Source organism: Pseudomonas sp. SCA2728.1_7 (assembly GCF_018138145.1).
Lineage (GTDB): Bacteria > Pseudomonadota > Gammaproteobacteria > Pseudomonadales > Pseudomonadaceae > Aquipseudomonas > Aquipseudomonas koreensis_A.
In genome coordinates, this window is sequence record NZ_CP073104.1 from 1897159 (window position 1) to 1910400 (window position 13242).

The window sequence follows — 13242 nt, forward strand, 5'->3', positions numbered from 1 at the left end:
TGAGGGAACTGATCTCGAGTGTTTGCACGTTTTGTGTATGACAGTGAAAATCCAGGCTCACACCGATCGGCTCCATCTCCCTCCGGGTGAGGGGACTGATCCCGAGCGTTTGCACGTTTCGTGTATGACAGTGAAAACCCAGGCTCACACCGATCGGCTCCATCTCCCTCCGGGTGAGGGGACTGATCCCGAGCGTTTGCACGTTTCGTGTATGACAGTGAAAACCCAGGCTCACACCGATCGGCTCCCTCTCCCTCTGGGAGAGGGCTGGGGTGAGGGTAAGCGGACAACTCCAATGCAAGGGCTTACCCCCTCAACGATGCCATGACTACCCCACTCCCCTGCTACCACTGCGCCCTGCCCGTCCCGTCCGGCAGCCGCTTCACCGCCGTCGTGCTCGGGGAATCCCGCGAATTCTGCTGCCCGGGCTGTCAGGCTGTGGCCGAAGCCATCGTCGCCGGTGGTCTGGAAAGCTATTACCAACACCGCAGCGAAGCCTCGGCCAACCCTGAAGCATTGCCGGTGCAATTGACCGACGAACTGGCCCTGTACGACCGCGCCGATGTGCAGCAACCCTTCGTTCGCCACGAAGGCGAACTGGCCGAAACCACGCTGTTGATGGAAGGCATCAGTTGCGCCGCCTGCGGCTGGCTGATCGAAAAACACCTGCGCACGTTGCCCGCCGTGGTCGAGGCGCGGCTGAACCTGTCCAACCATCGCCTGCACGTGCGCTGGGCCGACGCACAGTTACCGCTGAGCCAGATCCTCGCCGAACTGCGTCACATCGGTTACGCCGCCCACCCGTATCAGGCCGACCGCGCCAGCGAACAACTGGCCAGCGAAAACCGCCTCGCTCTGCGTCAACTGGGCGTCGCCGGTCTGCTGTGGTTTCAGGCGATGATGGCAACCATGGCCACCTGGCCGGAATTCAACATCGACCTCAGCCCCGAGCTGCACACGATCCTGCGCTGGGTCGCGCTGTTCCTGACCACGCCGATCGTGTTCTACAGTTGCGCGCCGTTTTTCAAAGGGGCGATGCGTGATCTGCGCACACGCCACTTGACCATGGATGTTTCGGTGTCGCTGGCGATCGGCAGTGCCTACATCGCCGGGATCTGGACCTCGATCACCGGGGTTGGCGAGCTGTATTTCGACGCGGTCGGCATGTTCGCGCTGTTTCTGCTCGCCGGGCGTTATCTGGAGCGCCGTGCCCGCGAGCGAACTGCCGCCGCAACGGCGCAACTGGTCAATCTGTTGCCGGCATCGTGTCTGCGACTGGACAACGACGGCCAGAGCGAACGCATCCTGCTCAGCGAGCTTCGCATCGGCGAGCGGATTCTGGTGCAGGCCGGCTCGATTCTGCCGGCGGATGGCAAAATCATCGACGGCCAGTCGAGCATCGACGAATCACTGCTGACCGGCGAATACCTGCCGCAACCGCGCATGCCGGGCGATGCGGTCACCGCCGGCACACTCAATGTCGAAGGTGCGCTGACCGTGGAAGTGCAGGCACTGGGACAAGACACGCGCCTGTCAGCCATCGTCCGCCTGCTCGACCGCGCCCAAGCGGAAAAACCGCGACTGGCGGAAATCGCCGACCGTGCCGCGCAATGGTTTCTGCTGCTGTCGCTGATCGCCGCAGCGGCCATCGGCCTGCTCTGGTGGGAACTGGATTCATCGCGAGCATTCTGGATTGTCCTCGCCATGCTGGTTGCCACCTGCCCGTGCGCACTGTCGCTGGCAACGCCGACCGCGCTCACCGCCGCCACCGGCACCCTGCATAAACTTGGTTTGCTGCTGACCCGTGGTCATGTGCTGGAAGGCTTGAATCAGATCGACACGGTGATCTTCGACAAGACCGGCACCCTCACCGAAGGCCGACTGGTGCTGCGTTCGATTCGCCCACTCGGCGCGCGCGACAGCGATGAATGCCTGAGCCTCGCCGCCGCCCTGGAAAACCGTTCGGAACACCCGATTGCCCGCGCCTTCGGCCGTGCGCCGCTGGCCGCTGAAGAGGTCCACAGCACGCCGGGGCTTGGCCTCGAAGGGCTGGTGGGCGGGCAGCGTTTGCGCATCGGCCAGGCCGAGTTTGTCTGCGCCCTCAGCGGTGCGCCGGTGCCGACAATGCCGAACGAGGCCGGCCAATGGCTGCTGCTCGCCGACACTCAAGGGCCGCTGGCATGGTTCGTCCTCGACGATCGCTTGCGTGACGACGCCCCAGCCTTGCTCGCTGCGTGCAAGGCACGTGGCTGGCGTACGCTGTTGCTGTCCGGCGACAGCTCGCCGATGGTCGCCAGTGTGGCGGCGGAACTGGGCATTGATGAGGCCCGTGGCGGCTTGCGCCCGGACGACAAACTGCAAGTCTTGCAGCAACTGCACAAGGAAGGTCGCAGAGTGCTGATGCTCGGAGACGGCGTCAACGATGTGCCAGTGCTCGCGGCCGCCGACATCAGCGTGGCCATGGGTTCGGCCACCGATCTGGCGAAAACCAGTGCCGACGCCGTGCTGCTGTCCAACCGCCTCGACGCACTGGTCCAGGCTTTCACGCTGGCGCGCCGCACCCGTCGGGTAATCATCGAGAACCTGCTGTGGGCGGCGCTGTACAATGGCCTCATGTTGCCGTTCGCCGCCCTCGGCTGGATCACTCCGGTGTGGGCCGCTGTCGGCATGTCGATCAGTTCGTTGACCGTGGTGCTCAACGCGCTGCGCCTGACTCGCCTGCCGAGTCCGCCGCCCGCCAGCACCCGCTCGCAAACCCGTCCGCTGCCGGCCTGAGCCGCGCGGGCGCCTGGAGTACCGATGCCAGCTCTCTACGTGATGATCCCGGCCGCCCTGCTGATCGTGGCCATCGCCGTGTACATTTTTTTCTGGGCAGTGGACAGCGGTCAGTACGACGACCTCGACGGCCCGGCGCACAGCATCCTGTTCGATGATCAGGATCCTAACCACACCGCTGCCGTGGACGAAGCCAACGTCAGCAAACCGGACGACAAGGCCCCACCCCATGCTTGAACTGGCGCCATTGCTGGTCTCGGCATTGATCCTCGGCCTGCTCGGCGGCGGTCATTGCCTGGGCATGTGCGGCGGATTGATGGGCGCGCTGACCCTGGCGATTCCCAAGGAACAGCGCAGCCGACGCTTTCGTTTGCTGCTGGCGTATAACCTCGGGCGGATTCTCAGTTATGCCACGGCGGGATTGCTGATCGGACTGGCGGGATGGGCGGTGGCCAACAGTCCGGCGGCGCTGTTCATGCGCGTGCTGGCCGGGCTGCTGCTGATTGCCATGGGTTTGTATCTGGCCGGCTGGTGGAGCGGGCTGACGCGCATTGAAAGTCTTGGACGCGGTTTGTGGCGCTACATTCAGCCCGTCGCCAACCGCCTACTGCCGGTGTCGAGTCTGCCTCGTGCGTTATTGCTGGGTGCGTTGTGGGGCTGGCTGCCGTGCGGACTGGTTTACAGCACGTTGCTGTGGTCGGCGAGTCAGGGCAATGCGCTGGACAGTGCGTTGTTGATGCTCGCTTTTGGCCTCGGCACCTGGCCGGTATTGCTCGCCACGGGCCTTGCGGCAGAACGCGTGACCGCCATTTTGCGCAAACGCAGCGTGCGCATGGCCGGTGGATTGCTGGTGATCCTCTTTGGTATCTGGACATTACCCGGCCCACATCAGCATTGGCTGATGGGCCATTAGATCGGCGGCGCGGCCTTCGCGAGCAAGCTCGCTCCCACAGGGGATTTGTGTTGCACCACCGATCCAATGTGGGAGCGAGCCTGCTCGCGAAGAGGCCCGCACTAACACCACACCTCTCCCCGTTGATGCAAATCAACAGCCCCATCGCCGCATCCCGATAGACTCGCTCACACTGCCAGCCTATCCGGGGGAATGCCCGCATGCTCGACGCCATTCGTTGGGACTCTGATCTGATCCGCCGCTACGACCTGGCGGGGCCGCGCTACACCTCCTATCCGACGGCCGTGCAATTTCACGGTCAGGTCGGCACCTTCGACCTGTTCCATGCCCTGCGCGACAGCCGCAAGGCTTTGCGCCCGTTGTCGCTGTACGTGCATGTGCCGTTCTGCGCGAACATTTGCTACTACTGCGCTTGCAACAAGGTCATCACCAAGGACCGAGGTCGCGCGGCGCCATATCTACAACGGCTGGAGCAGGAAATCCAGCTGATCGCCTGTCATCTCGACCCGGCACAGAAAGTCGAGCAACTGCACTTTGGTGGCGGCACCCCGACCTTCCTCAGCCACGACGAACTGCGGCAGTTGATGGCGCAGCTGCGCAAGCATTTCAATCTGCTGGAGGACGACTCCGGCGACTACGGCATCGAGATCGACCCGCGCGAAGCCGACTGGTCGACCATGGGCCTGCTGCGCGAACTCGGTTTCAACCGGGTCAGCATCGGCCTGCAGGATCTCGATCCGGCGGTACAGCGCGCGGTCAATCGCCTGCAAAGCCTGGAAGAAACCCGCGCGGTGATCGATGCCGCACGTACCCTGCAATTTCGTTCGATCAACATCGACTTGATTTACGGCTTGCCCAAACAGACCCCGGAAAACTTCGCCCGCACAGTCGAAGAAGTCATCAGTCTGCAACCGGACCGACTCTCGGTGTTCAACTATGCGCACCTGCCGGAGCGTTTCATGCCGCAGCGGCGGATCAATGGCAATGAGTTGCCGGCGCCCGCGCAGAAACTGGAAATGCTCGAACGCACCATCGAACAGCTCACCGCCGCCGGCTATCGCTATATCGGCATGGACCACTTTGCCCTGCCCGACGATGAGCTGGCCATTGCCCAAGAGGAGGAAACCCTGCAACGCAACTTCCAGGGTTACACCACCCACGGTCATTGCGATCTGATTGGTCTGGGGGTTTCCGCGATCAGCCAGATCGGCGACCTGTACTGCCAGAACAGCAGCGATCTCAACGAATACCAGAACACCCTCGCCGCCGCGCAACTGGCGACCAGCCGGGGCCTGGTGTGCAACGCCGATGATCGCTTGCGTCGTGCGGTGATCCAGCAACTGATCTGCAACTTCAGCCTGCAATTCGCCGAGATCGAGCAGCAGTTCAACATCGATTTTCAGGGTTACTTCGGCGCGCTGTGGCCGCAACTGCAAGGCATGGCCAGCGATGGCCTGATTGCGCTGGATCGCGAACGGATCACCGTGTTGCCGGCGGGACGTCTGCTGGTGCGCTCGGTGTGCATGGTGTTCGATGCGTACCTGGAACAGCAGAACCGCCAGCGTTTTTCGCGGGTGATTTAGTTTTTCATCAGCAGCGAACCGACTTTCATATTCTGATCCGCGGTCAGCCCCGACTGACCCACCACTTTGGACAAGGCAAGATTGGCCGTGATCAGACCGGTATTCAACGCGGCGATGGCGCCGCGCAGTGCGGCAGTCCTGATGATCTTTTCTTCGTTGGAAAGACGCTTGTCGGCCATGACCGCTTCGATAAGCGCCTTTTTCTCGGCGATCTGTTTCTGCAACTTGCGGATCATCTTCAGCAATTGCTGGATGTTCTCCGGCAACCCGCTGTCGTCGATGTCGCTGTTTTCACCACCGACACCGGCGGATTTTGCGATCGATGCACCGGACAGCGACACTTTGACGCCCTCGACCAAGGTCGGGGTTGCCTCTTCGGTCGACTCTGGGTCACGTGCATTGTTTAAAGAGGTTTTAAACGTTTCCGGCATGGCCGCAACGTCGCTGCTACCGGGGCCCAGCGTGCCAATGGCGGCCATCGATTCGTTCCTTGTATGCACTTTGATACCTGTTTATCGGCTGCTGGCCCTGTGGCTTTATGGCTGTAGGGCAAAGTCGCCCCAGACTGGCCTGAATGTCCTCCCGTGGGTTACCCTTACGGCTTATGTGTGTTTTCCCACAAGGATTAAAGAAATGTCCGAGCCAGTTAAACTGCGCGCTCATAACCAGGCCCATTGCAAGGATTGCAGCCTGGCCCCTCTCTGCCTGCCACTTTCTCTGAATCTGGAAGACATGGATGCGCTGGACGAAATCGTTAAACGCGGCCGCCCGCTGAAAAAAGGCGAGTTCCTGTTCCGCCAGGGCGACACGTTCGATTCCGTTTATGCAGTACGCTCCGGCGCCCTGAAAACCTTCAGCCTGAGCGACAGCGGCGAAGAACAGCTCACCGGGTTCCACCTGCCGAGCGAACTGGTTGGTCTGTCCGGCATGGACACCGAGAAACACCCGGTGTCGGCGCAGGCACTGGAAACCACCTCGGTCTGCGAAATCCCTTTTGAACGTCTCGACGAACTGGCCCTGCAACTGCCGCAACTGCGTCGCCAGTTGATGCGCGTGATGAGCCGGGAAATCCGCGATGACCAGCAAATGATGTTGCTGCTGTCGAAGAAAACCGCTGATGAGCGCATCGCCACCTTCCTGGTTAACCTGTCCGCACGCTTCCGCGCTCGCGGCTTCTCGGCCAATCAGTTCCGCCTGAGCATGTCGCGCAATGAAATCGGCAACTACCTCGGCCTGGCCGTGGAAACCGTGTCGCGCGTGTTCACGCGCTTCCAGCAAAACGAGCTGATCGCCGCCGAGGGCAAAGAGATTCATATCCTCGACCCGATCCAGCTGTGCGCGCTGGCCGGTGGCTCACTCGAGGGTTAATGTCGATCCGCGGTTGAGCGAAGCGTTTCAGCCGCGGGTATACTGCGCCGTTTGCAGCCCTGCCAGGACACCTCGACGATGGTCTTCGACTCCTTCGACATCAAATCGCTTATCCGCCCTGTGATCGACTTCCCGAAACCGGGCGTGATCTTTCGCGACATCACCCCGCTGTTTCAATCGCCCAAGGCCCTGCGCCTGGTGATGGACAGCTTCGCCCACCGCTATGTGGAAGCCGATTTCACCCACATCGGCGCGATGGATGCCCGGGGTTTCCTGATCGGCTCGGTGCTGGCGTATCAGTTGAACAAGCCGCTGGTGCTGTTCCGCAAACAAGGCAAACTGCCGGCGGACGTATTGGCCGAAGGTTACGCGACCGAGTACGGCGAAGCGTTCCTGGAAGTGCACGCCGACAGCCTGTGTGAAGGTGATTCGGTAGTGATGTTCGATGATTTGATCGCCACGGGCGGCACGCTGATTGCGGCAGCCAACCTGATTCGCCGCATGGGCGCGCGGGTGCATGAGGCGGCGGCGATCATTGATTTGCCGGAGCTGGGTGGCTCGCAGCGCCTGGAAGACATGGGCATCCCTACTTTCTGCCTGACGCAGTTTGCCCTGACCGATAAGTAAGCAGCGCCCTTCAGGCCGCCATCGCGAGCAGGCTCACTCCTACAATTTGGAATGCGTTCCCCCTGTAGGAGTGAGCCTGCTCGCGATGAGGCCAGTAGCCCCAGCAACCATTCAAAGCCCCATCTGCTTGCTGATGATCTCGTTCATCACCTCCCGCGTCCCGCCGCCAATCGACAAGATGCGGTTATCCCGATACAGCCGCTCCACCAGACTCTCACGCATATAACCGAGCCCGCCAAGAATCTGTACCGCCTCGGTGGTGATCCGGTCCGACGTGTCCGTGGCAAAGTTCTTCGCCATGGAAATTTCCTTGATCACACTCTGCCCCGCCGCCATCTTCGCCGCCTGCCGATAGGTGAATTCCCGTGAAACCTCCAGCGCAGTCGCCATTTCGGCGAGGCGATGCTTGATCACCTGAAATTTGCCGATCGGTTTGCCAAACGCTTCACGCTCGCGCGCCCACTTCAGGCTTTGCTCCAGTGCAAGCTGCGAGGTCATGTTGGCCATCAGCGCCAGCGCCAGTCGTTCGCTTTGAAAGTTGCCCATGATGCAGGCGAAGCCCATGTTTTCGGCGCCGATCAGATTTCCTACAGGCACGCGGCAATCGTCGAAGAACAATTCGGCGGTGTCCGACGCCCACCAACCCATTTTCTTCAACTGACGGCCAACGGTGAAGCCCGGCGTGCCCTTTTCGATCAACAACAGGCTGATACCGCCGAAACCCGGCGCACCGGTGCGCACCGCGACGGTGTAGAAATCAGCGCGTACGCCACTGGTGATAAAGGTTTTGCTGCCGCTGACGCGATAGCAGTCACCGTCACGCACGGCGCGGGTTTGCAGGTTGGCAACGTCGGAGCCGCCGCCGGGCTCGGTGACCGCCAGGGCGCTGATCTTCTCGCCGCTGAGCACTTGCGGCACAACGCGGTCGCGGACTTCGGGACGCGCCCATTTGACGATCGGCGGCAGACCGATGTCCAGCGAGCCGAGCCCCGCTACCAGGCCGCCAGAGCCGCAACGCATCAACTCCTCGCTGGCGGCAACCTTGGCGAACAGATCGCCTTCATGGCTGCCTCCCAGCGCTTCGGGATAGCCAATGCCGAGGATGCCCGCCGCGCCCGCCTTCGGGTATAGCTCGCGGGGGAAGCTTTCGGCTTCTTCCCACTGATCGATGTCCGGCAGGATCTCGCGCTCGACGAAGCGCCTGACGCTGTCGCGGACCAATTGATGGCTGGGATCGAAGTATTCCTGAAAGGCAGGCATGGGCGAGCTCCACGGAAGGGTTCGCCGAACTTAACCGAGCGCTTGCTTGGTTTTCAACTCAATTGTGTGAATCAGATTGACCGAGGTGCGCCATTCGCGAGCAGGCTCGCTCCCACAGGAGATTTGTGAATGACACAAAACCAATGTGGGAGCGAGCCTGCTCGCGAAGGCGTCAAATCAGACGCCACATAACTTAGAGGGAAATCGGTTTACGCCCGGCAAACGAATGCGCCAGCGTGCCGCCATCGACCAGCTCCAGCTCACCCCCCAACGGCACGCCGTGGGCAATCCGCGAAGCGATCAGGCCTTTGTTGTTCAGCAGCTGCGCGATGTAATGCGCCGTCGCCTCACCTTCCACCGTCGGGTTGGTCGCGAGAATGACTTCAGCAAAAGTCCCCGCCTCCTCAATCCGCGCCATCAGTTGCGGAATACCGATCGCCTCAGGCCCCAGACCATCGAGCGGCGACAAATGCCCCTTGAGCACAAAGTAGCGGCCACGGAAGCCGGTCTGCTCGACTGCATACACATCCATCGGCCCTTCGACCACACACAGCAACGTGTCGTCGCGGCGGGTATCGGCGCATTGCGGGCACAGATCGTCTTCGGTCAGCGTGCGGCATTGCCGGCAGTGGCCGACCCCTTCCATGGCTTGGCTGAGGGCCTGGGCCAGACGCAAACCGCCACTGCGGTCACGCTCGAGCATCTGCAACGCCATGCGCTGGGCGGTTTTCTGACCCACGCCCGGCAGAGTGCGCAAGGCGTCGATCAGTTGGCGAATCAAAGGGCTGAAGCTCATGGGTAAAAAGTCCGACAAAACAACGAGACGCGGTTTATACCCGCGCCTCCGGCCAGCGTCAAATACTCAGTCCTGGGCGACCTTCACCACCAGTTTGCCGAAGTTGCGCCCCTCCAGCAGACCGATAAACGCCTCGGGCGCCTGCTCCAGGCCTTCCACCACGTCCTCGCGGAATTTGACCTTGCCGTCGCGCACCCACGGCACCATGTGGCTGATGAATTCCGGCTGACGATCACCGTAGTCGTCGAAGACGATAAAGCCCTGAATCCGCACGCGCTTGGTCAGCAGAGTGCGTTGCAGCATCGGCAGACGATCCGGGCCTTGCGGCGCTTCAGAAGCGTTGTAACCGGCGATCAGACCGCACAGCGGAATGCGCGCCTTGGGGTTGAGCAACGGCACCACGGCGTCGAATACATGACCGCCGACGTTCTCGTAATAGATGTCGATGCCATCGGGACAGGCCTTGGCCAATTGCTCAGCAAAATCGGGCGCCTTGTGATCGATGCAGGCATCAAAACCCAGCTCTTCGACCACGTATTTGCATTTGTCGGCACCGCCGGCCACGCCGACCGCGCGCAGGCCTTTGATCTTCGCCACCTGGCCGACCACCGAGCCGACCGCGCCGGAGGCCGCAGCGACAACGAGGGTTTCACCTTCCTTCGGCTGGCCAATGTCCATCAGGCCCATGTACGCGGTCATCCCCGGCATGCCCAACACGCCCAGCGCCATTGAAGGACTCGGCAACCCGGCAGGGATCGGGATGATGTTGCGGCCATCGCTGATGCTGTGGCTCTGCCAACCGGTCGCACCGACCACCAGATCGCCTTTGTGGAATTTCGGATGACGTGAATCTTCGACACGACTGACCGCGCCACCGGTCATCACTTCGCCGATTTGCACCGGCGCGGCGTAGGACGGCGCGTCACTCATGCGCCCGCGCATGTAGGGGTCGAGGGACAGATAGAGGGTTTTCAGCAGTACCTCGCCGTCCTGCAGATCCGGCAGCGCTTCGCGTTCGAGGCGGAAGTTTTCCGGGGTCGGCGCGCCGACCGGGCGCGAGGCGAGGACGAAGCGTTGGTTGAGGGTAAGAGGGTCGGACATGTCAGCGTCTCCTGTGAATAGTGAATTCAGCGGGTATAGGGAGCAGACCGTTGTGGCTTTTGCGCGTTCGATGTTTATTCAGTTGTACCGAGGTGAGTTCATTCGCGAGCAGGCTCGCTCCCACAGGGGAATGCGTTTCAAATGTGGGAGCGCCTGCTCGCGAAGACGGCCTCAAAGACACCGCACCTCCAAGAGTCGGAAACAAAAATGCCAGGCACAAGGCCTGGCATTTTGTGTAGCTCATCTGCCGCCGAATGGCGAATCAGAATGGCAGTTTCATACCCGCTGGCAGGTTCATGCCGGCGGTCATGTTGCCCATTTTGTCCTGGCTGTTCTTTTCGATCTTGCGCACAGCGTCGTTGACGGCGGAGGCGATCACCGCCTCCAGCATTTCTTTGTCGTCTTCGCTCATGCCTTCAACCAGGCTTGGGTCGATGCTCACGCTTTTCACGTCGTGACGACCGGTCATCACCACGGTGACCATGTCGCCGCCGGCCTTACCGGTGACTTCGGCGTTGGCCAGCTCTTCCTGCATCTTGGCCATTTTTTCCTGCATCTGCTGCGCCTGCTTCATCAGGCCGGCCATGCCACCTTTCATCATGGGAATCACCTCAAAGTACTTGGATCAAAACAGCGCCCGGCCAGCAAGGCCGGGCACCTTCAGTTATTAGCCTTGGGCGACCAAGGCGTCGACAGGTTCAATAGTATCGTGTCGCACCACCGCGCCGAACTGCTGAACCATCTGCTGGATGAACGGATCGCCGTGAATCGACTCTTCCGCTTCGCGCTGACGGTTGGCGCGGCGACGGGACGCGGCCTGGGCCGGGGTTTCCTGCTCGGGCTTGATCAGTTCGATGGTCAGGCTCAGCGTGCGACCGTGGAACTGGTTCAACGCATCGTTGAGACGTCGCTGCTGCGTGGCGTTGAACAGTGCGCTGTGCGCCGGATCGAGGTGCATCAGCCAATGATCGCCATCGACCGCGATCAATGTGCAGTTGGCGGCGATGCTGCCGGTCATGCCGGAGATCGGCAGTTTCGGGAACAGCTCCAGCCATTGCAACGCCAGACCTGTGGCCGGCGCCGCAGCCGGTTCTGGCTCGGGTTCCGGTTCGGGATCAGCGGCGTGTTCGCTGGCCAACTCGTCGAGGTAGCTGTACGCCGAATCCATGTCCGGTTCGATGTAATCCTCGTCCAGCGGCGGCTCGTCGTCCAGATCAATGCCCGGCGTGGCGGCATCGACCTCGGCGACCGACGGCTCGGGAATCGGTGCGGCGGCCCACTCTGGCGCCTCCGGAACCACGCTGTCCGGGGTCGGCAACGGCATCGGCGGCAAATCAGGTTGCTCGGCGGTGGTTTCCAGCACCGGTTCGACGGCAGGTTGCTGCGCGGGTTCGGGCTCTGGCTCCGCCTCGGGCTCTACCGGGTCATTCCACGGCAGGTCGACGACGACTTCGGCAACGACAGGCGCAGGCTCAGGTTCTGGCGCGGCAACAGGAGCAACCGGCGCGGGCTCGGGAGCCGGTGCTGGTGCTGGTGCTGCCACGGGTGCCGGAGCTGGAGCCGGCGCAGCAGCCGCAGCAACTACCGGCGCAGGTTTCGGCGCGGCAGCCACGGAGTTTGCGGAATCAACTGTGGCCTGGCTGATCCCCACTGGCTTTAGCGGTTGCCTCGGTGCGTCTGCCGTATCTGCCGGCCGGAAAGCCAGCATCCGCAGCAGGACCATTTCGAAACCGCCACGAGGATCCGGCGCCAGCGGCAAATCGCGGCGACCGATCAGGCCCATCTGGTAATAGAACTGCACATCTTCGGCCGGCAAGGCCTGCGCCAATGCCAACACGCGATCGCGGTCGCCATGCCCGTTGTCGACACCTTCCGGCAGCGCCTGAGCGATGGCCACCCGGTGCAATACGTTGAGAATTTCCGAGAGCACGCCGTTCCAGTCCGGGCCTTGCTCGGCCAAGTGACGCACGGCTTCGAGCAACGCCTTGGCGTCGCCTTCGATCAACGAATGCAGGACGTCGTAGACCTGACCGTGATCCAGCGTACCGAGCATTGCCCGCACGTCGGTGGCGAGCACCTTGCCTTCACCGAAGGCAATCGCCTGATCGGTCAGGCTCATGGCGTCACGCATCGAACCGTCAGCGGCGCGACCGAGCAACCACAGTGCATCGTCTTCGAACGGCACGTTTTCGGCGGTCAGGACGTGGGTCAAATGCTCGACCACGCGCTCCGGCGTCATGTTCTTCAGCGAGAACTGCAGGCAGCGCGACAAAATCGTTGCCGGAAGTTTCTGCGGATCAGTGGTCGCGAGGATGAACTTGACGTACGGCGGCGGTTCTTCGAGGGTTTTCAGCAGCGCATTGAAGGAATGGCTGGAAAGCATGTGCACTTCGTCGATCAGGTAGACCTTGAAGCGCCCACGGCTTGGCGCGTACTGCACGTTGTCGAGCAGCTCGCGGGTGTCTTCGACCTTGGTGCGGCTCGCGGCGTCGATCTCGATCAGGTCGACGAAACGACCCTCGTCGATTTCACGGCACACCGAGCACTCGCCGCACGGGCTGGAAGTGATACCTGTCTCACAGTTCAGGCATTTGGCAATGATCCGCGCAATCGTGGTTTTACCCACCCCGCGCGTACCGGTGAACAGGTACGCGTGGTGCAGCCGCTGGCTGTCCAAGGCATTGATCAGAGCCTTGAGCACATGGGTCTGGCCGACCATTTCGCGGAACGAGCGCGGACGCCATTTACGTGCAAGAACCTGATAACTCATCGAAAACCGTCGCAACGAAGGAAGCTGAAGCGGCTAATGCTAGCGGAGC

The 13242-nt window shown here is 61.8% G+C and carries 12 protein-coding genes; 6 read left to right on the forward strand and 6 right to left on the reverse strand.

Features of this window, described 5'->3' with window-relative positions; translation table 11 throughout:
• The first annotated feature begins 324 nt into the window (after nucleotides 1-324).
• The 4 genes from KBP52_RS08335 to hemN all read left to right on the forward strand — a co-directional run bounded on the left by KBP52_RS08335 (nucleotide 325) and on the right by hemN (nucleotide 5271).
• Nucleotides 325-2775, forward strand: a complete 2451-nt coding sequence (locus tag KBP52_RS08335; RefSeq protein WP_212622592.1) for a heavy metal translocating P-type ATPase — start codon at nucleotides 325-327, stop codon at nucleotides 2773-2775.
• Nucleotides 2776-2799: 24 nt separating this feature from the next.
• Entirely contained in the window at nucleotides 2800-3012 is a 213-nt protein-coding gene (gene ccoS / locus KBP52_RS08340; RefSeq protein WP_123592790.1) for a cbb3-type cytochrome oxidase assembly protein CcoS, read from the forward strand.
• A complete protein-coding gene (locus tag KBP52_RS08345) occupies nucleotides 3005-3688 on the forward strand; it encodes a sulfite exporter TauE/SafE family protein (protein WP_016984739.1) in 684 nt (227 codons plus the stop codon). Before ccoS ends, KBP52_RS08345 begins: the two co-directional genes overlap by 8 nt.
• Before the next feature lie 200 nt (nucleotides 3689-3888).
• Nucleotides 3889-5271, forward strand: coding sequence for an oxygen-independent coproporphyrinogen III oxidase (gene hemN / locus KBP52_RS08350; RefSeq protein WP_212622593.1), 1383 nt, complete (start codon nucleotides 3889-3891; stop codon nucleotides 5269-5271).
• Here hemN and KBP52_RS08355 read toward each other — a convergent pair.
• On the reverse strand, nucleotides 5268-5750 hold the full coding sequence (locus KBP52_RS08355; RefSeq protein ID WP_077571855.1) for a hypothetical protein: 483 nt from the start codon (nucleotides 5748-5750) through the stop codon (nucleotides 5268-5270). The genes hemN and KBP52_RS08355 overlap by 4 nt on opposite strands.
• 154 nt (nucleotides 5751-5904) lie before the next feature.
• Between KBP52_RS08355 and fnr the strand changes: the two genes are divergently transcribed.
• Both fnr and KBP52_RS08365 read left to right on the forward strand, forming a co-directional pair.
• Entirely contained in the window at nucleotides 5905-6639 is a 735-nt protein-coding gene (gene fnr, locus KBP52_RS08360; RefSeq protein WP_003223347.1) for a fumarate/nitrate reduction transcriptional regulator Fnr, read from the forward strand.
• A gap of 78 nt (nucleotides 6640-6717) precedes the next feature.
• Nucleotides 6718-7266 (forward strand): adenine phosphoribosyltransferase, encoded by a 549-nt coding sequence (locus tag KBP52_RS08365; RefSeq protein ID WP_003223345.1) that lies wholly within the window; start codon nucleotides 6718-6720, stop codon nucleotides 7264-7266.
• A gap of 111 nt (nucleotides 7267-7377) precedes the next feature.
• Here KBP52_RS08365 and KBP52_RS08370 read toward each other — a convergent pair whose 3' ends face one another.
• From KBP52_RS08370 to dnaX, 5 genes are all read right to left on the reverse strand, one after another.
• Nucleotides 7378-8526, reverse strand: coding sequence for an acyl-CoA dehydrogenase family protein (locus KBP52_RS08370; RefSeq protein ID WP_212622594.1), 1149 nt, complete (start codon nucleotides 8524-8526; stop codon nucleotides 7378-7380).
• 193 nt (nucleotides 8527-8719) lie between these two features.
• Nucleotides 8720-9322, reverse strand: coding sequence for a recombination mediator RecR (recR, locus tag KBP52_RS08375; protein ID WP_212622595.1), 603 nt, complete (start codon nucleotides 9320-9322; stop codon nucleotides 8720-8722).
• 66 nt (nucleotides 9323-9388) lie between these two features.
• On the reverse strand, nucleotides 9389-10423 hold the full coding sequence (locus tag KBP52_RS08380; RefSeq protein WP_212622596.1) for an NADP-dependent oxidoreductase: 1035 nt from the start codon (nucleotides 10421-10423) through the stop codon (nucleotides 9389-9391).
• 262 nt (nucleotides 10424-10685) lie between these two features.
• A complete protein-coding gene (locus KBP52_RS08385; RefSeq protein WP_016984747.1) occupies nucleotides 10686-11024 on the reverse strand; it encodes a YbaB/EbfC family nucleoid-associated protein in 339 nt (112 codons plus the stop codon).
• Between the two features lie 66 nt (nucleotides 11025-11090).
• Complete coding sequence (dnaX, locus tag KBP52_RS08390) at nucleotides 11091-13193, reverse strand: DNA polymerase III subunit gamma/tau (protein WP_212622597.1); 2103 nt, start codon at nucleotides 13191-13193, stop codon at nucleotides 11091-11093.
• Between the last annotated feature and the right edge of the window lie 49 nt (nucleotides 13194-13242).

Excerpts from the sequence above, each read along its gene's own strand:
- ccoS (WP_123592790.1), top strand. The coding sequence starts at position 2,800 with ATGCCAGCTCTCTACGTGATGATCCCGGCCGCCCTGCTGATCGTGGCC.
- dnaX (WP_212622597.1), bottom strand. The coding sequence starts at position 13,193 with ATGAGTTATCAGGTTCTTGCACGTAAATGGCGTCCGCGCTCGTTCCGC.
- fnr (WP_003223347.1), top strand. The coding sequence starts at position 5,905 with ATGTCCGAGCCAGTTAAACTGCGCGCTCATAACCAGGCCCATTGCAAG.
- KBP52_RS08365 (WP_003223345.1), top strand. The coding sequence starts at position 6,718 with ATGGTCTTCGACTCCTTCGACATCAAATCGCTTATCCGCCCTGTGATC.
- hemN (WP_212622593.1), top strand. The coding sequence starts at position 3,889 with ATGCTCGACGCCATTCGTTGGGACTCTGATCTGATCCGCCGCTACGAC.
- KBP52_RS08345 (WP_016984739.1), top strand. The coding sequence starts at position 3,005 with ATGCTTGAACTGGCGCCATTGCTGGTCTCGGCATTGATCCTCGGCCTG.
- KBP52_RS08335 (WP_212622592.1), top strand. The coding sequence starts at position 325 with ATGACTACCCCACTCCCCTGCTACCACTGCGCCCTGCCCGTCCCGTCC.
- KBP52_RS08355 (WP_077571855.1), bottom strand. The coding sequence starts at position 5,750 with ATGGCCGCCATTGGCACGCTGGGCCCCGGTAGCAGCGACGTTGCGGCC.
- recR (WP_212622595.1), bottom strand. The coding sequence starts at position 9,322 with ATGAGCTTCAGCCCTTTGATTCGCCAACTGATCGACGCCTTGCGCACT.
- KBP52_RS08380 (WP_212622596.1), bottom strand. The coding sequence starts at position 10,423 with ATGTCCGACCCTCTTACCCTCAACCAACGCTTCGTCCTCGCCTCGCGC.
- KBP52_RS08370 (WP_212622594.1), bottom strand. The coding sequence starts at position 8,526 with ATGCCTGCCTTTCAGGAATACTTCGATCCCAGCCATCAATTGGTCCGC.
- KBP52_RS08385 (WP_016984747.1), bottom strand. The coding sequence starts at position 11,024 with ATGATGAAAGGTGGCATGGCCGGCCTGATGAAGCAGGCGCAGCAGATG.